The following is a 19,991-nucleotide window of genomic DNA, read 5'->3' on the forward strand; positions in this document are numbered from 1 at the left end:
TTCAAAGATGCGATGAAAAATGGTTAAGAGTATTTCCGGAGGTCGATAGCTCGTTGGCCGCGCCAACGATCACGCACCAGGTTCGCGATGCCGAGGTGCAGGTCCCTAATGTCACCGGTCCGATCGGCCAGGCTACGAATCGCGCAGCACGCGAGCCCGTCGGGCCGGTCGGCGCCGGCCTTGCTGATGCTGGACCGGGTCGACGAAGCCTCAACGAGGTCGGCAAGCTCCGGGATCAGGTCCTGGACGCGACGGTCAGCGAGCAGGAGCTGGCCGGTGTGGCTGTACCCCTCCATGAATCCGATCCCGGCGACGTCGGGGCCCTCCCCCGGCTTGATGCGCAGGTTGTCGACCGCCAGACGGCGTGGGCGTCCGTCGAGTTCGGCCCGGATCTCGGTGCGCATCCGGAGCTCCTCGTAGGCAAAGGAAACGCCCGTCGGGGACCAGCCCGGAGTCACGATCTCGCCCATGAGCAATGTGGCGGTCGGGTCCATGTCCACCACGGTCTCCTGGAGGTAACGGCCCTCCCGGTAGACGATCACCTGATCCGGCACGGACTCGAGCACGCTCCCCGGGGCGAGCCGGATTCGCTGACGTTGCCGCGCTGGCCCCTGGGGTGTCTTGTAGACCTTGGTCGCCGACTGCGTGGTCAGTAACAGCGAGGCGTTCGCGCCGATGTCCACGTCGATCTCGTAGACATCGGCGCCTAGGTACGCGCCTCCGGGGTTCACCATCGTGTAGACCACTTGGCCCGAATCATCCAGGTATAACGGCTTCAGAACCCGCAGGGCGTTCTCGTGATACTGATCGGCCGCGTAGGAGCGGCCGTTCCGGACCCGGATGCCCAACCTGAGCTTGCCGGCGATCGGCGCGTCCACGACGTCGCGTCGAGCCACCCCGCCGGTCGATGCGGCGTTCGGTGTGCTGACCATTCAGGACAGGTCCGTCATGAGGACGTCGCGCCGCAGCCAGTCGAGAACGTCGTCCAGGCCTTCGTCGGTCACGAGGTTCGTCATCGCGAACGGCTTGTCCTTGCGGAAGACCTTGGAGTCGGCCTCCATGACGGACAGATCAGCGCCGACGTACGGTGCCAGGTCGGTCTTGTTGATCACGAAGAGATCCGCCTTGATCATTCCCTGTCCGGCCTTGCGGGGGATCTTTTCCCCCTGCGCCACGTCGATCACGTAGATCGAGAAGTCGACGAGCTCGGGGCTGAAGGTCGCGGAGAGGTTATCGCCCCCGGATTCCACGAAAATCACCTGCAAGTCGTCGTGGCGCCGCTTCATCTCTTCGATGGCCGCCTCGTTCATCGACGTGTCTTCGCGCACGGCGGTGTGGGGGCAACCTCCGGTCTCGATGCCAAGAATCCGGCTCTCGGGGAGCACGGAATTGCGGGCGAGGATCTTGGCGTCCTCGATCGTGTAGATGTCGTTGGTGATGGCCGCCATCGGGATCTCGTGGCTGACGGCCCTCGAGATCCTTTCGATGAGTTGCGTCTTGCCGGCCCCCACGGGACCGCCGATGCCGATGATGATCGGATCCATTAATCTCTCCTGTCGTTGTGTCTGTCAGCTCATGAATAGTCGAGCGCGTTGACGCTCATGGGCCATCTGAGCGATCTCCAGCCCCGGCGAAATCGCCCCGAGGTCGGCCTCGCCGAGGCCGCGGGAGGCCTCGACGGCCCGCAGCACATCCGGCTGAACCGCCGCGATGATCCGTTGTCCCGCGTTCTGTCCCAGGGGAATGCCGCGCACGGCGTTCTGCGTGAGCGAGATCGCCGAGGCGTACAGATGCGCCGTGACGGCCTCGTCGACCCCTATCCCGAGGTCGCGGGCGAGGACGCCGAGCGCCACGGCCTGGTGGCCGTGGCACCGCCCCTGGGTGACGGCTGCCGAATACACTTCGGTCCACTGGCCGTCCGGGTACGCGGAGCTACCGATGGCCAGAAGCCTCTTGCCCATGGTGATGCCGCCGTCCCGGATCTGCTGGGGCAGGGCCTGGGCGGTGACGAGGTCATCGACGTCGGCCACGTCGTCGGGCCGTTCGGCCCGGTACACCAGCCGGATGGCGATCGCGTCCGTGTAGGTCAGCTGTTGTTCGATGAACATGGTCAGCCACGCGGTAAAGGTTTCCTCGTCACCGACGTCGCCTCGATGGATGTAGGTCTCGAACCCCAGCGAATGGCTGAAGGCCCCGGTCGGCAGGGCCGAGTCCGTGAGCTGCATCAGGCCCATGAGGCGCGCCAACGCGCCGGTGGCACCGGCCTCAGTGGGTGTGTTCGGCATGACGGAAAGGCACCGGCATCACGCGGTCCTGACGGTCGAAGGCGACGTGCTCGTCCGTCAGGAATTTCTCGACGGTGTGGTCGTACTGGACGACCATGACCTCGGCACCGTAGTCGCTCTCCGCGCCGAAGAACTGGGCCTGAAGATGGCGATTGCCCAAGCTGTGGGCGACCTTCCCCATCTGCAGGATGCTCGACGGACGGATCACCAGAACGTCGCTCGGCAGGACCTCGACGAGAATCGCCGAGGCGGTCTCGCCCCCGGGAAGCGCCAAGATGTCGCCGTCGCGCAGGTCGGGAGCCCCGGACGGAAGCCGCAGTCCGATCTCCGTTCCGTGGTCCGTGGTCAGTCGTTGGATCCGCTTGACCAAATCCTGGCTCGGCAGGACCACCTTTTCGACGTGTGTCCCCTCGACGATTGCGGGGTCGTCTTTCGCGTTGCCCGCGATTCGGGTCACGATCATGAATGTCCTCCTTGAGGGAACGAACTTAGAACAGGAAATAGCGCTGCGTGAGCGGCAAGTGCTCTGCGGGCTCGCACGAAACCACCTCGCCGTCGACCCTGACCTCGTAGGTCTCGGGGTCCACGGACAGCTTCGGCGTCTCGCCGTTGAACCGGAGATCGGCCTTGGTCAGCGATCGGATCCCGCCGCATTCGCGGATGACCTTGCGCAGCCCGAGCTTCCGGGGAACCTGACCCTTAACCGCCGCGTGGGAGAGGAACGTGATCGACGAGGACGCGGTGGCCGCACCGTAAGCGCCAAAGGCCCGACGGTAATTGCGGGGCTGCGGGGTCGGGATCGAGGCGTTGGGGTCGCCCATAGGCCCGTGGACCATCTGGCCGCCCTTGATGATGAGATCGGGCTTGGCGCCGAAAAACTTCGGCTCCCAGAGCACCAGATCGGCGAATTTTCCTTCTTCGATCGATCCCACCGAATCGGAGATCCCGTGGGCGATGGCCGGGTTGATCGTGTACTTGGAGATGAATCGCTTGATGCGGAAATTATCTCCGGCCGTGCCTTGATCCTCCGCGAGCTTTCCCCGCTGAACCTTCATCGAGTGGGCGACCTGCCAGGTCCTCAGGACCACTTCGCCCACGCGTCCCATGGCCTGCGAATCCGAGGAGGTCATGGAAAAGATGCCCAGGTCGTGCAGGACATCTTCGGCGGCAATCGTCTCCTTGCGGATGCGCGAGTCGGCGAAGGCCACGTCCTCGGGGATGTCGGCGCGCAGGTGGTGACACACCATCAGCATGTCGAGGTGTTCTTCGATGGTGTTCCGGGTATAGGGCAACGTCGGGTTGGTCGAGGCCGGCAGGATGTTGCTCTCCGCCGCCAGCTCGATGATGTCGGGGGCATGCCCGCCGCCCGCGCCTTCGGTGTGGAAGGTGTGGATCACGCGGCCGTCGATGGCTGCCTTGGTGTCCTCCACGAATCCCGCTTCGTTGAGCGTGTCGGTGTGGATGGCGACCTGGACGTCGTATTCGTCGGCGACCTGCAACGAGGTGTTGATCGACGACGGCGTCGCGCCCCAGTCCTCGTGGACCTTGAGGCCGATCGCTCCGGCTCGGATCTGTTCGGCCAGGGGCGAGACCGAGGAGCCGTGGCCCTTGCCGAGGAGCCCGAAATTCATCGGGAACTCCTCGAAGGACTGCAGCATATTGCCGATATTCCATTCGCCGGGCGTGATGGTCGTGGCCTTCGACGATTCGCTCGGCCCGGTGCCGCCGCCGATCATCGTGGTGATCCCGGAGACCAGCGCCGTTTCAATCTGATCCGGGCTGATGAAGTGAATGTGGGTGTCGATGCCGCCCGCCGTGAGGATCTTTCCTTCCCCGGCGATGACGTCCGTGGCCACACCGATCACGATGTCCACGCCGTCCATGGTGTGGGGGTTGCCGGCCTTGCCGATCTTCGCGATGTGGCCGTCCCGAATCGCGACATCTGCCTTGTAGATGCCCGTCCAGTCGATGATGACGACGTTGGTGATGACCAGGTCGGGGACCCCGACGTCGCGGACAAGTTGCCCGTTCTGACCCATTCCGTCGCGAATGACCTTGCCGCCTCCGAAGACGGCCTCCTCGCCCGGGGTCGTCAGGTCCTTCTCGATCTCCGCAAAAAGTTCGGTATCGCCGAGGCGGACGGCGTCGCCGGTCGTCGGCCCGTAGAGATTGGCGTATTGGTCACGGCTGAGTTCAAAGCTCATGAATTTCTCGATTCTTCGGTGCGTCGCGGCTAGTGCGACTGGTTCGAGTAGTCGTCGTCTTCCCGAGCCGGCAGCGGGTCCGGTGCGTCGCCCGCGGCCGACTCGTGCCGTTGATAGGGCCTTTCGCTCTTGAGCGTTGTCGGCTCGACGGCGTCGAGGGGACCGTCGACGAGATCGCGGAATCCGAAGACCGTGCGGTCTCCGCCGAAAGCCACCAGCCGAACGCTCGTGGAGTCCCCCGGCTCGAAGCGGACGGCGGTGCCCGCCGGAATGTCGAGCCGAAATCCCCGGGCCTTGTCCCGGTCGAAGCGGAGGGCCCGGTTGGACTCCGCGAAGTGGAAGTGGGATCCGACCTGAACGGGGCGATCCCCGCGGTTGAGGACCTCGAGTTCCAGGGTTTCCCGACCTTCGTTGCACACGACGGGTCGGTCTGCGAGGACGTATTCACCTGGTTGCATGGTTGATGCTCCTATCGAATCGGCTGGTGAACGGTGACGAGCTTGGTCCCGTCCGGGAACGTCGCCTCGACCTGGACATCGGGAATCATGCCCGCGACGCCGTCTTGGACGTCGTCGACCGAGAGGATCGTGGTTCCCCAGCTCATGAGGTCCGCCACGCTGCGTCCGTCGCGGGCCCCTTCGAGAAGCTCGTACGTGATGATCGCCACCGCCTCGGGGTAATTCAATTTGAGCCCGCGTGCCTGACGCCGCCGGGCCAGGTCCGCCGCGACGACCGTCAGGAGTTTCTCCTGCTCACGAGGTTGAAGATGCACTACAAATTCTCCTTACACTGGTGGACCCGAATTCCGCGGCGGCCCGGGGTCAGGCCGCTCGCTGGAACCCATGACATGTACTACTCGGCAAGTCTGCGAGAAACCTGAATTGCATTGCACTGCTAAGTATATGAACGCGGGCGCGCGCCGTTTGGTCTTCCAGCGGATTTTCCTGCTACGCTATGAGGCGTTGCCCTCGTAGCTCAGTGGATAGAGCGCTTGCCTCCGGAGCAAGAAGTCGTAGGTTCGAATCCTATCGAGGGCACTTTTTGACCCCGTTCGCCCGTCGGCTGCGGGGTCTTCTGGTATCCACAGACCGGTGTGAGGATGATGTGATGATCGACGGCTTCTATGCGGGCGTCGAGGATCCCGACCGGTCATTCGATCTCTACCCTCCGTCGCGGCCCGTCACGACGCCGGCCCCACTGCTCGTTCATGTCCACGGCGGGGCCTGGCGATTCGGGGACAAATCCTCCCTGAGGTTCTCGGAGAACGGTCAGCATCGGGTCCGGGAGCGTTTCCAGGCCGCCGGTTTTGCGGTCGCCTCGATCAACTACCGGCTGACCACACGCGCGCGCTTCCCCGAACCGCTGCACGACCTCAAGCAGGCGATCAGGCACTTCCGCGCGGAAGCCGCTCACTATGGAATCGATCCCCAACGAATCGCCGTCTCGGGCGCATCGGCGGGAGGCCACCTCGCCCAACTCGCTGCCGCGACCGGGGACGCGGAGGACACCTACCTGGAAGGGCCCCGCCCGTGGGTGGCCTCCTCGGCGGTGGGTTGCGCCGTGAGTTTCTACGGCGTTAGCGATCTCCGGTCGATTTTCCACGATCGCGTTGCGTGTGGCCTGCCTCTGGAACATCCGGACGACGACGGGGCCGAGTGGCGCTTGCTCGGTTCAACCTTCCCGCCGCCGCCCGGGACCGCCGCCGAGATTGCCTGGTCACGGGCCCACCCGGTCGACTACGCACGGGAGGCATGCCTCTCCCCCGGCCACCGACCGGTCTTCTACCTGCACGGTGATTCCGACGGTTGTGTCCCGTGGAACCAGTCCGCCGCGGCCCACACGGCCCTGCGCTCCCGGGAAATCCAGACGGCCCTGGAAATCATTCCCCAGGCCGATCATTCCGACGCATCGATCTACCACGACGAACCGCGGCTGGCGCGCGTGGTGGACTGGGTCAGGAGCAGGCTGGAGGAGCCCAACCTCTCTCGCCGGTGACGCCGGCCCCGCCCCGGGGCGAACCCCGGCCACGTAGAATGGCTAGCAGTATGTCTGAGCAGCCATCATCCCCCCAGCCCACCCGCCGGATCACCTATCCCGAGGCCCTCCCCGTATCGGCCCGCCGAGCGGACATCATGGAGGCCATCCAAGGCCACCAGGTGGTGGTCATCGCCGGCGAGACTGGATCCGGTAAAACCACGCAGATCCCCAAGATGTGCTTGGAGCTGGGCCTCGGCGAGAACGGCACGATTGGGCACACTCAGCCCCGCCGGCTTGCGGCTCGGTCCGTGGCCGAGCGCATCGCCGAAGAGATGGGCGAAGAAGTCGGGCAGACCGTCGGTTACCAGGTGCGTTTCACCTCGCAGGTCGGCTCGGACACCGCGGTCAAGCTCATGACCGACGGGATTCTTCTCGCCGAGATCCCCCACGATCCCCTGCTGAGCCGGTACTCGACCATCATCATCGACGAGGCCCACGAGCGTTCGCTCAACATCGACTTCATCCTCGGTTACCTCAAGCGGATCCTTCCCGAACGCCCGGATCTCAAGGTCATCATCACCTCGGCGACCATCGATCCCGAGCGATTCTCTCGACACTTCGCCCCGAGCTTCGATCCGGTTGCCGAGCATCTCGACGATGAGCAGATGCCGGATGACGCCGCGCCGATTATTGAGGTCTCCGGTCGAACCTTTCCCGTGGAAGTCAGGTACCGCCCGCTCACGGATTCCTCGTCCGCTTCGGAGGACGAATCCTCCGACGGCTTGGAGGCCAACGACGTCGACCCCCTGGACGCGGTGTGCGATGCGGTGCTCGAGCTTCGCAGAGAGGCACCCGGTGACATCCTCATCTTCTTCTCCGGCGAGCGCGAGATTCGCGACGCCGCCGATGCCCTTGAGGACCTGGCGAAGCGGGAGCGTTCCCTGGCGGGAACCGAGATCCTCCCGCTGTTCGCGCGACTGTCGATGGCCGAGCAACACCGCGTCTTCAGGCCCTCCGGCAAGCCCCGGATCGTCTTGGCCACCAACGTCGCGGAGACTTCGCTGACCGTTCCCGGGATTAAGTACGTCATCGACCCCGGCACGGCCCGCATTTCCCGCTATTCCGCCCGAACCAAAGTTCAGCGGCTGCCGATCGAACGCATCTCTCAGGCGAGCGCCCGGCAGCGGTCGGGCCGTTGCGGGCGCGTGTCCGACGGCATCGCGATCCGCCTGTATTCCGAAGAAGACTTCTTGTCGCGGCCCGAGTTCACGGACCCGGAGATCCTGCGCACCAATCTCGCCTCGGTCATTTTGCACACGATGTCGATCGGTGTGGTCAGCTCCCCGGCGGACATGGAGCGGTTCCCGTTCGTTCAGCCCCCGGCCCGCCGGTCGATCACGGACGGGGTCAACGTTCTCCGCGAGCTGGGAGCCCTGCGGGAGACGTCCGAACGCGCGGAGACCCCAGAAGGGAAAAAACGGTCTCGCACGTCGCGGGGCTCGTCCCGGAACGGCCGCGACGACCGCTCGGCCTCGCCACTGACGTCGGTCGGACGCCAGCTCGCCGCCTTCCCGGTCGATCCGCGGCTCGGCCGGATGATCGTCGCGGCCAAGCACCACGACGTCGCCAAGGAGCTGATGGTCCTGACGGCGGGACTGACCATCCAGGACCCCCGCGAGCGCCCGACCGAGAAACGGGCGCAAGCCGACGAGTTCCACGCGCGGTTCGCGGATGACTCCTCGGACTTCTCCAGTTATCTCTTGCTCTGGCAGTACCTCCAGGACAAACAGGATGAGCTCTCCTCATCGCAGTTCCGTAAGCTCTGCCGCCGGGAGTTCATCAATTATCTTCGCGTCCGGGAGTGGCAGGACCTCTACGAACAGCTGAGGCGGCTGGGATCCCGTGCCGGCATTTCGGTGTCTCGGGGTCGCCAGATCACGGTCGGGGGCACCGAGGAGGCGGTTCATCGCAGCCTGCTGACCGGCCTGCTAAGCCATATCGGCCTCAAGGACGAACGGAAACATGAGTATCACGGTGCCCGCGGCAGCAGATTCTCGATCTTCCCCGGTTCCGGTCTCTTCAAGAAGAATCCGGATTGGGTCGTCTCGGCGGAACTCGTGGAGACCTCAAAGTTGTGGGCTCGAGTCAATGCCGCCGTGGATCCGCAGTGGATCGAGGACGCCGCCGGGAGCCTTCTCAAGCGCACGTATTCGGAGCCGCACTGGTCGGCCAAGCGCGGATCCGTGATGGCCTATGAAAAGGCGACGCTCTTCGGTGTTCCCGTAGTGACCGACCGTCCCGTCAATTATTGGCGCATCGATCCCGATCTGTCCCGCGAGCTGTTCATTCGTCGCGCCTTGGTCGAGGGAGACTGGCGGACACGGCATCGATTTTTCCAGAGGAACCGCCAACGCCTGGCCGACATCGATCAGCTCGAGGCGCGTCTGCGCCGCCGCGACCTGCGCGTCGACGATGAGAGCATCTTCGCCTTCTACGACGCCCGCATTCCTCGGGACGTGGTCTCCGAGCGGCACTTCGACCGGTGGTGGAAGAGCGAGCGGGCGAAGAATGAACACCTGCTGGACTTCACCCGCGAGAACCTGATCGACGACGAGGCCCGCGACTACGACGAGTCGCAATTCCCCCGAACGTGGGTCCTGGAGACCGCCGACGGCGAGTTGCGGCTCGACCTGACCTACGAATTCGCCCCCGCGGCGCCCGGAAGCACCCCGGAGGCCGACGGCGTCTTCGTCCAGGTGCCGATCGTCTTCCTCAACCAGATCTCTCCCGAACCCTTCGAATGGCACATCCCCGGTCTGCGTCGGGAGCTCATCACGGCGCTCATCAAATCCCTGCCCAAGGCGTCCCGGAAAAATTTCGTGCCCGCACCCGACGTGGCACGGGAGGCGTTGGAGGCCCTTCACGCCGAGGCGGATCCGGCGCACGACGAGCTCCTCCCCGCCCTCGAGCTGACCCTCCGGAGGCTCAAGGGATTCGTGATCCCCCCGAACTCGTGGAATTGGGACGCGGTTCCGGAGCATCTTCGGGTGACCTTCCAGGTGCGGGATCACCGCAATAAGCTCCTCGGGGAAGGCAAGGACCTCACCGCGTTGCAGGAGCAACTTCGACCGCAGATTCGGTCGGCGCTGGCGGCGTCCCTGGGCGCGTCCCCGGATGCGATCGCCAAGCTCGCCTCGGCCGCGAGCGGGTCTCGTTCCCAGAAAAAGGGGAAGCCCACGGCGGATGAACGAGCCGGCAGCTCGTCAGGGGCCGGTCACACGCGCGGCGACGGTCCTTCGTCCGGCGGCATCGCGGAGCGAAGCGGGCTGACCGACTGGCCCGAGGAGACGATCCCCGCGAAGATCACGCGCACCATCTCGGGGCATTCGGTACAGGGCTACCCCGCTCTGGTCGACGAAGGCGAAAGCGTTGCCCTGCGCATCCTCGCCTCGCCGGCCGAAAGGGATCGCGCCCAACGCCGGGCGGTAATCCGGCTCCTGTCCCTGCGTGTCCCGTCTCCCCAGAAGTACGTCTCCGACCACCTGAAGAACCACGAAAAGATCGTCTTCACCCAAAACCCGCACGGCTCGGTCGAATCTTTGATCGCCGACTGCACGGTCGCCGCGTTGGACAAGCTCACCCCGTCGGAGGCGCCCACCACCAGGGAAAACTTCGAGAAACTCTTCCACGACGTCCGCGCCGAACTGATCGACACGGTCTTCACGGTCACGAGCTTGGTCGCGGACATCCTTCAGCGGGCCAACGCGGTCCGCAAGAAGCTCAAGTCATCGGCGTCCCTGGCGGTCATCAATAATCTCAACGACGTCAAGGCGCAGCTGGAAAATCTGGTCTATCCCGGATTCGTCGCGGCCACGGGCTACGACCGGCTGGTCCACCTCCCCCGGTACCTGGACGCGATGGAACGCCGCATCGACAAGATGGGTGAGCGCGTCGGCAAGGACACCACCCTGATGTTGGAGGTCCAGGCCCTGGAGGACGAGTACGACGCCGTCGCCGAGAAACACTCCGTTCAGGGGGGCGTCCCACCGCAACTGGCCGATGTCGGGTGGCTGATCGAGGAGCTGCGCGTCAGCTATTTCGCCCAAGAGCTCGGAACGGCCCGGCCGGTCTCCCCGCAACGGATCAAGAAGGCGCAGAAGCAGGCGCTGGAGGACCTCACCGGTTGAGGTATTTCAACACGGCGGTGACGCGGCGGTGGACATCGTCGTCGGCGGAAAGGCCGAGTTTCGCAAAGATCCGTTGGGAATGTTTCTCCACGCCGCCCGGCGTGATGACCAACCGTTCCGCGATACCGGCGTTCGTGTGACCCATAGCCATCAGCTCGAGGACCTCGGTTTCCCGCGAGGTGAGCTCCCGTAGGGGCCCACGGTCTCTGACGATGAGTTGGTGAGCTACCTCCGGATCGAGGACCGTCCCGCCGCGAGCGACGCGATCCGCCGAAGCCAGGAAAGCGTCGATGTCCGAGACTCGGTCCTTGAGGAGATATCCGATGGCGCCTCGCCCGGACGCGACCAGCTCCTCGGCATAGTCCACAACTACGTACTGGCTAAGGAGCATGATCGGCGCCTCCGGCCAGGTGTGGCGAAGTTCAATGCTCGCGGTCAATCCCTCGTCGGTATGGCTCGGCGGCATGCGAATATCGCTGATGATGAGGTCTGGCCGTTCCTCGAGGGCGGCCCGAATCATCTCCGGGCCGTCCGCGACGCTCGCGACCACCTCGTGGTCAGCATCCTCCAGGATGAGGCGAAGCCCCTCTCGGATGAGAGCCGAATCGTCGGCTAAGAGGGCTCGCATGGAATCTCACTCCTGACTCTCGTGGGCCCACCCCGCGGCGACTCGATCACGAACCGCCCCTCAACCCCGGTGACGCGATCGCTGAGCCCTGCGAGCCCATGGCCTTTGGCCGCAGACGCACCCCCGGCGCCGTCGTCGCAGACCTCGACGACCAGCTCTTGGCCGTCCTCCTTCACCGTGACGTCAACGACGGAGGCCGCGGCGTGCTTATTGGCATTCACGAGGCATTCCGAAATCACGAAATATGCGGTCGATTCCACGTGGGGCGGCAGATCGGGCGGGGCGTTCCATGCGATCCGCACGGACAGTTGGGACCGAGAAGCGACATCCGTGACGGCGGCCCGAAGCCCTCGGTCGACGAGGATTGCCGGCGCGATGCCGCGGGACAGTTGCCGAAGCTCGAGCAGCGTGTCTCGGCTCTGGGACCGGGCGCCCCGGAGAATCTCCGATGCCTTCTGCGGATCATTGACCGCGACCCTCTCCGCCCTGGCCAGGTCCATGTCCAAGCGCACCAAACGTTGTTGCGGGCCGTCGTGAATGTCCCGTTCCAGGCGACGCATCGAATCGATGTCCGCGCGCCGCGACGCCGCCCGCGAGCCCTCGAGACTCTCGATCCGCCGCTTCGAAGATATCGGACGGCACAACATCGATTGCGACACGGTCGACCGCAACAGGGTTAACCCGTGGGCTAACCACGGGAGCGTCACGAGAAAAATCGCCCCGAAAATCAGGTACAGCAAGGCCTCAGTCGCGTTCGGATGATCCGAAACCCACAGGATGTCGCGATCGGACGCCGATAGCAGGTCAGACAGTGTCTTCCCCCCGACGTTGCGTATCATTCCCGTGTGGAGCATCCACACCATGAGCGGGCCGGCCACCGTGACGAGCGCCATCGTCCACCAGAAAAAAGCGATCCAGAAGGTCACGGTCGAGAGCACGAAATCCACGAGGATCCACGCGAGGTTCATCCACGACTGCCCGTGGCTCAGGTCGGCTTTGAGCCGACCGGGAAATCCCCGTGCTTCACGAGGGGGAACGGGCCGCGGCACGTCGCGGGATCTCGTCCACGCCACCAAATCGCGTTCGACTCGGCTCGCCCCGCGTCCGTAATACACCAGACCCCACAGGACCAGGAATCCAAGCAAGAAGAGTGGGATGAGCCCCACCACCAGGCCGAAGACGGTGACCACGATGACGAAGGAAACCAATGCCACCGGGAAACTCGAGGCCAAGTAGGCGTTCTCCCGGCCAAACCTGGCCCAGCCTCCCCTGCGCCCGGACGGGGCCGGACGAGTGCTTTGGGGACTTCTCGATTCGGGCTTGGCCGCGGTGTCCGGGGGTGTCTTCACGGATTCGGTCTCGGGGTAAATGCTCATGCATCTATCGTCTCGACGCGCCCAACGCCATACCATCCTGCTGGCCGGCGTCCCGTTGTCGGGTTAGCCCGACAACGGAACACTCTATGGGCATCAGACGATGTCGATTAGCCGATCTCCGCTTCCGAGTGCCCCGCGCGAACCAGGGCCTCGCGGATCGATGACGCGGCTTCGTCCATGCGCGCGTCGTCCGGGTCGTTGTCTACCTGATCGAAGCTGAATTCCTCGATGGAATTCGTCGGCCACACGTGCAGGTGCGTGTGCGGCACCTCGAATCCCTGGATCATCAATCCGACGCGCACGGGCCGGTACACCTCGTCGATGGCCCGACCGATCAGCCGGGAGACCTCCATGAGGTGCGAGGCGAGGTCTTGCGGGAGATCCACCCAGTGATCGATCTCTTCGCGAGGGACCACCAGGACGTGTCCCATGGACAAGGGCTGGATCGACAGGAAAGCCACGGCTCGCTCGTCCCGCCACACGAATCGTCCGGGTAGCTCCCCGTCGATGATCTTGGTAAATACTGAACTCACGATGTCTCCTCCAGGGTTACGGTCTCGCCGGGTAGCAGGCGCTCGTACTGGCTACCGTACTTGGCCCCAAAATTGGTCGCGTGCTTGGTCAGCATTCCCTGTCCGTTTTCGGCCAGCATCGCATCGTGGATGGGGAACGCGCGCTTCGGCCGGACGGAGGCCAGGAAGTCCACCACTTCGTGCAATTTATTCCAGGGCGCGTGGATCGGGATCAAGAGGTTCTGCACCCGGATCTGGTGGGGCACGATCAGGCTGTCTCCCGGATGGTACAGGTTGTCGTCGATCAGGAATCCCACGTTTTGGATCGTCGGGATCAGCGGGTGGATCAGTGCGTGCTGCCCGCCAAAGGTCCGCACGTGGTACGGGCCGGCATCGAATTCTTCCTCGCCGTGCACCGCGTGGATGCGTTCGGGGTTTGACACGGCTTCGCGGAGCTCGTCGGCGGCCGTCTGCGTGGCATAAACCTGCAGATCACGACGCTCGTTGAGCACCGCGTGAACGGTCTCCCGCTCGTAGTGGTCGGGGTGCTCGTGGGTGATCAGCAGAAACGAGGCGTCGTCGAGGGCCTCACGGATCTCGTCGGCGGAGGAGAAATTACCGGGGTCGAGGACCAGTACCGAGCCGTCCTTGTCGAGGCGAATACAAGAATGCGTGTATTTCGTGAGTCTCATGGCACCAGGATATCCCCGAGCCTGCGCCGAAGCGATCAGGGATCACGTGGCTTAGACTGGAATGAATCGCATGTGCGACCGGTGGAGGACCATTCCACCAGGTCGGGCGTCGTCTGGGAAGGAGAACCGACGTGGTACCCCATCAAGCGTCGACCTCACGGGAGCCCGCCTCCGGGGAGTCCAAACAGCCGGAATTTCGCAACACGAAGCAACGGCGCACCGTGGTCGAGGTTCTCCGGACCCTCGAGGAATTCCATTCGGCTCAGGAGCTGCACCGGATCATCGCCGATCGCGGCGGGAAGGTTTCCCTGGCCACGGTCTACCGCGTCCTGCAGTCGATGGCCGAGGGCGGCGACGTCGACACCGTTCAGGACCATGAAGGCCAAGCGCTTTACCGCAAGTGCCAGGCCGAGGAGCACCACCATCACCTGCTCTGCCGCCACTGCGGACGGGCCGAGAATATCGAGGCCGACGTCGTCGAGAAGTGGGCTTCGGCCATCGGCGCCTCCTTCGGTTACTCGGACATCGAGCACACCATCGAACTCACCGGGATCTGCGCAGACTGTTCACGAAACAACGGCTGACCGCGGCCGGAACCGCCGGCGCCGGCCCCTAGGCAGCTGATGCCTCACGCGGGGCCGCGGAGACTCGTCCCGAACCGGTCGTCCGGCGGCGCACCCGACCAACGATCCTGCAGATCAGGTAGATGAGGAACGAAATGGTGGTGACGTACGGGCTGATGGGCAACGATCCGGCCAGGGCAAGCATGATGCCTCCGACGGTCGATATTTCGGCGAAGACCACCGACAGGACCAGCGCCTTGACCGGAGAAGCGGTGACCTGAACGGCCGCGGCCGCCGGCGTGATCAGCAGGGCCAGGACCAGCAACGAGCCGACGACCTGAACCGACAGCGCGACCGAGATCCCTAACAGCACCATGAAGATCATCGCCAAGGAGCGCATCGGAACACCCTTGGCCGCCGCCACATCGGGATCCAGGCTCGCGAAGGACAGCGGGCGCCAGACGATCAGCAGGGCTCCGACCACGACGATCGCCCCGATCGCCATCTCCGTGACCTGCGCGCCGTCCACCGAGACGATCTGGCCGGTCAGCAGGGAAAATTTATTGGCCGAGCGGCCTTGGTAAAGGGATAGGAACAGAATCCCGAGGCCCAGGCCGAACGGCATGAGCACGCCGATCAGCGAGCCATTGTGTTTGGCCCGGGTGCCCAAGGCGCCGATGATCACGGCCGCGACGATCGATCCCACCAGCGAACCGGTGATCACGTCGAACCCGATGAGCAGGAAGAAGGCGGCCCCCGCGAAGGACAGCTCGGCGATCCCGTGAACCGCGAAGGCTCCATCCCTCATCGCCACGAAGGTTCCGATGAACCCACCGATCAGCGCCAAAATCGCCCCCGCCACGACGGATTGGCTCAGCAATGACAGCAGTTCACCGTATCCGTCGAAAACGAAAATCCGGCTCCACAGGCTCTCCGCGGCCAGCGGGAACTGGAGCAGTGCGGCGGTCATCATCAGGCCTCCCCTTCGACATCGTGGGCGTGGCAGTCGTCGCCCGAGGCGTGCGACATCGCGTTGGCACCGACCACGACGTATCTGCCGTCAATCTTCATGACGGTCACGGGGGCGTCGTAGACCCGGGAGAGTGTCTCGGTCGACATCACCTCGTCGACGCTCCCGACCGTGAACCGACCGTTGGCCAAGTAGAGAACGCGATCGACGTCGTCGATGATCGGGTTGATCTCGTGGGTCACGAAGATCACCGTGGCCCCGGATTCGCGGCGGTAATCCTCGATCAATTGGCTCACGGCGCTCTGGTGGCGCAGATCCAGGGAGAGCAAGGCCTCGTCGCAGAGGAGAACCTCGGGCCGTGATGCCAGGGCCTGCGCCACCCGGAGCCGTTGTTGCTCGCCCCCCGAGAGCAGACCCACGGGGACGGCGGCGTACTCGGTGGCACCGACCCTTTCCAAAAGCTCGTCGACCCGCGCCCGGCGCTTGCGGGAAAAGACCCCTGGACCCCACCGGTGACCGTCCAATCCGAGGCCCACGAGGTCACGGGCGCGCAGCGGCGTCTCGGGAGAAAAGGCCCGTTGCTGGGGGACGTACCCGATGTGAGGGTTACCCCGGCGGACGCCTTCCCCCAGCACGGAGACCTCACCGGCGCTCAGCGGCAGTAGCCCCAAGAGGGTCTTGAGAAAGGTCGATTTTCCCGAACCGTTGGGGCCTAGAATCGCGAAGTACTCCCCCTGGTGGATGTCGAGGGAGAGGTCATCCCACAACACTCGGTCGCCGAAGGACAGCGCCGCTGACCTCAGAGAGACGCTGACGGTTGACGAGGGTGACACGTAGGGGGCTCCTGTGAGGCTGGTGGGTGACGGGACGGCGATGCGCGGCCCTGACGAATCGCAGGTTGCGAGCGCTCGAATCGGATCAGGCCCGGTCCTTGAGGGCCGAGGCGACGGAATCCAGGTTGGAGTTCATCCACTCGACGTAGTGCTTGCCCTCCGGCAGGGTCTCCGTGAACGTCGCGGTCGGAACGTGCTGCTCCTCGGCGTACTTCTTGAGCTCTTCGGTCTGCGGCGATTCGGTCTGCTGGTTGAATCCTAGCAATGCAATGGAACCAGAGGAGAGTTCGTCCCGGATGGACTGCAGGACCGACGCGGGAACGTCGCTGTCCCCCTCGATGGCCTCATAGAACTCGGTGGGGGTCTTGTCCTCGAGCCCGGCGGCCTGCAGCAAGTAGGCCGGGACGGGCTCCGTCGCGAGGAAGCCCTTGCCCTTCCCGTTCAGGGCCGCCGCACGATCCTGAAGGCCATCCAACTGGCCGGATAGCTCCTTGGCCTTCGCGGAGTAGTCGTCCTTGTGCGCCGCGTCGATCGAGCCCAGCTTCTCGGCGATGCTTTCCGTCACCTTTTTCATCACGGTCGGGCTGTACCAGACATGCTCGTTGAAGGACCCGTGGTCGTGGTGGTGCTCGTCCTCGCCTTCCGACGAGTCGTGATCGTGTCCCGAGGCTTCCTCCGCCCCCGGAAGCCCCGACAGGCTCACGGCGTCGATCTTTTGCGCGGAAGATCCTTGCGACAAATCGTCCATGAAGGAGTCGTATCCGCCGCCGTTCTCCACGAGAAGGTCGGCCTTATCAATCTTCAAGCGGTCCTGGGCCGTCGCCTCGTAGGAATGGGGGTCTTGGGCGGCGGAATCGATCACCGACTCGACCTTGACGTGGTCGCCGGCGATGGATTTCACGATATCGCCGTAGACGTTGGTCGAGGCGACCACCGTGATTTTGTCGTCCTTGGCCGAGGCCTGGTCATCCGACGAGCATCCGGCCAGCGTCAGCGAACCGATGATCCCGACCGCGGCCGCGGTCATCCAGCGCGTTCCCTTCACGAGAACCCCCTTCTTTCACACGAGTGATGGAGATGGTGCCGAGACACCGAGTGCGACCGTCCGCTTAAAACGAATGATTCGCATCTGAGCAAAGCTTACTCAGATGCGAATCATTCACAATTTAGCGATCGGTTATACGTCCCGTCCGCGAGCCGGGCGCTACCCGCCGATCGGTGGGGCCGGCCTCGAGGCGGCCGTTGAGCCTCGCCCGGAGGGCCGCTTATTGGCCCCGCTCAGCTGATCCCGGTCGAAGGGCTCCAACCGGCGGCGGTGCCCCTCGGAACGCGTGGGGTCCTTGACCTCACCGATGAGCTCCTCCAGAACGTCCTCGAGGAACAGCACGCCCTCGGTCGCCCCTCCGGGGGATACCACGCGCGCCACGTGGCCGTGGGTGCGTTGCATCGTGGCCAAGGCGTCCTCGACCGTTGTCTCCGGGCGCAGGTTGATCAACGAACGCACCCTCGTGAGGGGTGTCGGCTGACGGTACCGCTCCTCGGGGATCGACAACACGTCCTTGACGTGTAGATAGCCCAGATAGCTGCCGTCGTCTGATTCGAGGACGAACCGCGAGAATCCCGTCCTCCCGACGGCCTTCTCCAAGGCGTAGGGAGAACAATCCGACGGCAGGGTGATGAGCTTGCTGACCGGGACCATGACATCGCCGACCGATTTTTCCGAGAACTCCAGCGCCCCGGAGAGCATTCCGTCTTCGTCTGTGACCAGGCCTTCAGCCGTGGACTCCTCGACGATGGTTTGGAGTTCCTCGAGGGTAAAGGTCGACGACACCTCGTCCTTGGGCTCGACCTTCATGAGCCTCAGCGCCGAATTTGCCAACCAGTTGAGGAAGACGATCACCGGCTTGACCGCGTGCGCGATCGCGACCAGAGGCGGGGCGAGCCACAGGGCGGCCTTGTCCGCCACGGACACGGAGATATTCTTCGGGACCATTTCGCCGAAGATCACGTGGAGGAAGGTCACGACCAGCAAGGCCAGCAGGAATCCGACGACGTCGGCGGCCGAGGCGGGAATTCCCAGGTGCGTCAGAGGCTCCGCAACCAGGTGGTGCAGCGCGGGCTCGGCCACGTTAAGGATCAACAGCGAGCAGACCGTGATACCGAGCTGGCAACAGGCCAGCATGAGGGATACGTGTTCCATCGCCCGCAACGCGGTGATCGCTCGCTTGTCCCCGGCCTCCGCCAGGGGCTCGATCTGCGAGCGTCGGGCGGACATGATCGCGAATTCGCCGCCGACAAAGAACGCATTACCCGCCAGGAGGACGACGAGAAGCATCAGGGAGACCCAGTCATTCATCGTGCGCCTCCCTTCACGGTCGCGCCGGATCCGGCGTCGGGATCGACCGCCCGGACGGGGCCGAGGTCTTCGGAAAAGGTCTCGTCGGCCTTTTCGGCCGCCGGGGTGAACAGGATGCGGTCCACGCGCCGATGGTCCATGCGCTCGACCTCCAAGATTCCGGTCTCGGTGGGCACGGTGTCCCCCACCTCGGGGATGCGGCCCAGTCGGTCCATCATGAATCCGCCCATGGTTTCGAAGGCCGGGTCGTCGTCGACGTCCAGCGGCGTGACCTTCTCCGTGACCTCGTCCGGCCTCATGAGGCCCGGGAAGTGCCAGCGGCCATCGGCCGTCTCCAAGACGCCGGGGACGGCGCGGTCGTGTTCGTCGGCGACCTCGCCCACGATCTCCTCGACGAGATCCTCGAGGGTTGCGATGCCGGCGGTTCCGCCGTATTCGTCGAGCACCACCGCGACCTGTAGGGCCGATTCCCGCAATTCACGCAACAGCGCGTCCAGGTGGATGGTCTCCGGAACCCGCAGCACCTCGTCCATGAGGGCGCCGGCCTGAACGGTCTCCCGCCGCTCGGGAGGCACACCGACGGCCCGCTTGATGTGCACGACTCCCTTGACGTCGTCTTGGTCCTCGTCAAAGAGGGGGAAGCGCGAATGCCCCGTCTTCCTGGCCACGCTGATGATTTCCGTGACGTTCGCCGAGGTCGGCAACATCTCGACTTGGCGTCGTGCCGTCATGACGTCCGAGGCCGTGTGCTCGGCGAAGTTGAGGGTTCGGGCCACGAAGTTGGCGGTGCCGACGTCGAGGGTCCCCAGGTCGGCGGAGCGCCGAACCATGGAAGAGAGCTCCTCCGGTGAGCGAGCGCCCGAGAGTTCTTCCTTCGCTTCCAGGCCCATCAGGTGAAGGATCTTATTCGCCGTGCCGTTCATGACCACGACGAAGGGCTTCATGATCGCGGTGAAGGCCAGCTGATAGCGCGCGAGCGCTCTGCCGATGCGGAAAGAGTCGGCGATCGAGAGGTTCTTGGGGATCAGCTCGCCCAATGCCATGGACAGCAACGTCGCGATGAGCATGGACACGATCAGGCTGATCGCTGAGCCCACCGAACTGGGAACCGGCAGCAGCTCCACCGTCCCGGACAGCAGGCCCTGAATCCCGACGTCCAGCGTGTAGCCGGTCAGTAGCGTCGTGATCGTGATGCCGAGCTGGCAACTCGACAGTTGGGTCGAGAGGGATTTGAGGCAACGCAAGAGTGGTTCGGCGCCGCGGTCTCCGTCGTGGATGTGGCGGATGACAGTTGGTTGGTCGAGGGCCACGAGGGAAAACTCCACGGCAACGAAAAATCCGGTGCCAAAGATGAGAAGGATTCCGACGAGAACAAGTAACCATTCCACAGTGCTACTTCACCGTCCCG

19 protein-coding genes and 1 tRNA gene are annotated in these 19,991 nt (G+C 64.4%); 4 read left to right on the plus strand and 16 right to left on the minus strand.

All coding sequences use genetic code 11. The annotated features are described in order from the left end of the window. Window positions 1-23: 23 nt before the first annotated feature. The 7 genes from CURSPS6_RS05495 to CURSPS6_RS05525 are packed head-to-tail and all read right to left on the minus strand — an operon-like array spanning window position 24 to window position 5,261. Window positions 24-932 carry an urease accessory protein UreD gene (locus CURSPS6_RS05495; RefSeq protein WP_082470112.1) on the minus strand — a complete coding sequence of 303 codons (909 nt, stop codon included), beginning with the start codon at window positions 930-932 and terminating at the stop codon, window positions 24-26. Next, window positions 933-1,544 carry an urease accessory protein UreG gene (gene ureG / locus CURSPS6_RS05500; protein WP_030014706.1) on the minus strand — a complete coding sequence of 204 codons (612 nt, stop codon included), beginning with the start codon at window positions 1,542-1,544 and terminating at the stop codon, window positions 933-935. A gap of 24 nt (window positions 1,545-1,568) precedes the next feature. Beyond that, entirely contained in the window at window positions 1,569-2,285 is a 717-nt protein-coding gene (locus tag CURSPS6_RS05505) for an urease accessory protein UreF (protein ID WP_030014708.1), read from the minus strand. Continuing rightward, the gene (gene ureE, locus CURSPS6_RS05510) at window positions 2,266-2,748 is read right to left on the minus strand and encodes an urease accessory protein UreE (RefSeq protein WP_030014710.1); all 483 of its coding nucleotides are present in this window, start codon (window positions 2,746-2,748) and stop codon (window positions 2,266-2,268) included. The genes CURSPS6_RS05505 and ureE overlap by 20 nt, the downstream gene beginning before the upstream one ends. 25 nt (window positions 2,749-2,773) lie before the next feature. Next, window positions 2,774-4,489: an urease subunit alpha gene (gene ureC / locus CURSPS6_RS05515; protein WP_030014712.1), complete on the minus strand. Its 1,716-nt coding sequence runs from the start codon at window positions 4,487-4,489 to the stop codon at window positions 2,774-2,776. Between the two features lie 29 nt (window positions 4,490-4,518). Beyond that, window positions 4,519-4,947: an urease subunit beta gene (locus tag CURSPS6_RS05520; RefSeq protein ID WP_051687657.1), complete on the minus strand. Its 429-nt coding sequence runs from the start codon at window positions 4,945-4,947 to the stop codon at window positions 4,519-4,521. An 11-nt stretch (window positions 4,948-4,958) separates the two neighbouring features. Further along, a complete protein-coding gene (locus tag CURSPS6_RS05525; protein WP_030014716.1) occupies window positions 4,959-5,261 on the minus strand; it encodes an urease subunit gamma in 303 nt (100 codons plus the stop codon). Between the two features lie 192 nt (window positions 5,262-5,453). Here CURSPS6_RS05525 and CURSPS6_RS05530 point away from each other — a divergent pair. The 3 genes from CURSPS6_RS05530 (at window position 5,454) to hrpA (ending at window position 10,653) form a co-directional block, all read left to right on the plus strand. Then, window positions 5,454-5,526 (plus strand) — tRNA-Arg (locus tag CURSPS6_RS05530). A gap of 70 nt (window positions 5,527-5,596) precedes the next feature. After that, a complete protein-coding gene (locus CURSPS6_RS05535; protein WP_051687658.1) occupies window positions 5,597-6,484 on the plus strand; it encodes an alpha/beta hydrolase in 888 nt (295 codons plus the stop codon). A gap of 38 nt (window positions 6,485-6,522) precedes the next feature. Further along, window positions 6,523-10,653 carry an ATP-dependent RNA helicase HrpA gene (gene hrpA, locus CURSPS6_RS05540; protein WP_416371659.1) on the plus strand — a complete coding sequence of 1,377 codons (4,131 nt, stop codon included), beginning with the start codon at window positions 6,523-6,525 and terminating at the stop codon, window positions 10,651-10,653. Here the strand turns inward: hrpA and CURSPS6_RS05545 are convergent. From CURSPS6_RS05545 to CURSPS6_RS05560, 4 genes are all read right to left on the minus strand, one after another. Then, window positions 10,643-11,281: a response regulator gene (locus tag CURSPS6_RS05545; protein WP_030014720.1), complete on the minus strand. Its 639-nt coding sequence runs from the start codon at window positions 11,279-11,281 to the stop codon at window positions 10,643-10,645. The two genes, hrpA and CURSPS6_RS05545, sit on opposite strands and share 11 nt — an antisense overlap. Next, a complete protein-coding gene (locus CURSPS6_RS05550) occupies window positions 11,266-12,657 on the minus strand; it encodes a sensor histidine kinase (RefSeq protein ID WP_051687659.1) in 1,392 nt (463 codons plus the stop codon). Before CURSPS6_RS05550 ends, CURSPS6_RS05545 begins: the two co-directional genes overlap by 16 nt. Before the next feature lie 107 nt (window positions 12,658-12,764). Beyond that, window positions 12,765-13,190 (minus strand): HIT family protein, encoded by a 426-nt coding sequence (locus tag CURSPS6_RS05555; protein ID WP_030014724.1) that lies wholly within the window; start codon window positions 13,188-13,190, stop codon window positions 12,765-12,767. After that, window positions 13,187-13,861 (minus strand): MBL fold metallo-hydrolase, encoded by a 675-nt coding sequence (locus CURSPS6_RS05560; RefSeq protein ID WP_030014726.1) that lies wholly within the window; start codon window positions 13,859-13,861, stop codon window positions 13,187-13,189. Before CURSPS6_RS05560 ends, CURSPS6_RS05555 begins: the two co-directional genes overlap by 4 nt. 131 nt (window positions 13,862-13,992) lie before the next feature. On the opposite strand from CURSPS6_RS05560, the gene CURSPS6_RS05565 reads away from it, so the two are divergent. After that, entirely contained in the window at window positions 13,993-14,445 is a 453-nt protein-coding gene (locus tag CURSPS6_RS05565; RefSeq protein WP_030014727.1) for a Fur family transcriptional regulator, read from the plus strand. Between the two features lie 28 nt (window positions 14,446-14,473). Here CURSPS6_RS05565 and CURSPS6_RS05570 read toward each other — a convergent pair whose 3' ends face one another. The 5 genes from CURSPS6_RS05570 to CURSPS6_RS05590 form a co-directional block, all read right to left on the minus strand. Beyond that, window positions 14,474-15,397, minus strand: a complete 924-nt coding sequence (locus CURSPS6_RS05570) for a metal ABC transporter permease (protein WP_051687660.1) — start codon at window positions 15,395-15,397, stop codon at window positions 14,474-14,476. Continuing rightward, window positions 15,397-16,227 carry a metal ABC transporter ATP-binding protein gene (locus tag CURSPS6_RS05575; RefSeq protein WP_030014730.1) on the minus strand — a complete coding sequence of 277 codons (831 nt, stop codon included), beginning with the start codon at window positions 16,225-16,227 and terminating at the stop codon, window positions 15,397-15,399. The genes CURSPS6_RS05570 and CURSPS6_RS05575 overlap by 1 nt, the downstream gene beginning before the upstream one ends. Window positions 16,228-16,312: 85 nt before the next feature. Beyond that, window positions 16,313-17,272 carry a metal ABC transporter solute-binding protein, Zn/Mn family gene (locus CURSPS6_RS05580; RefSeq protein WP_035810229.1) on the minus strand — a complete coding sequence of 320 codons (960 nt, stop codon included), beginning with the start codon at window positions 17,270-17,272 and terminating at the stop codon, window positions 16,313-16,315. A 159-nt stretch (window positions 17,273-17,431) separates the two neighbouring features. After that, a complete protein-coding gene (locus CURSPS6_RS05585; protein WP_082470115.1) occupies window positions 17,432-18,583 on the minus strand; it encodes a hemolysin family protein in 1,152 nt (383 codons plus the stop codon). Next, window positions 18,580-19,971: a hemolysin family protein gene (locus CURSPS6_RS05590; RefSeq protein WP_030014734.1), complete on the minus strand. Its 1,392-nt coding sequence runs from the start codon at window positions 19,969-19,971 to the stop codon at window positions 18,580-18,582. The genes CURSPS6_RS05585 and CURSPS6_RS05590 overlap by 4 nt, the downstream gene beginning before the upstream one ends. Window positions 19,972-19,991 lie beyond the last annotated feature (20 nt).

The sequence above is a fragment of the Curtobacterium sp. S6 genome (assembly GCF_000710345.2).
Classification (GTDB): domain Bacteria; phylum Actinomycetota; class Actinomycetes; order Actinomycetales; family Micrococcaceae; genus Rothia.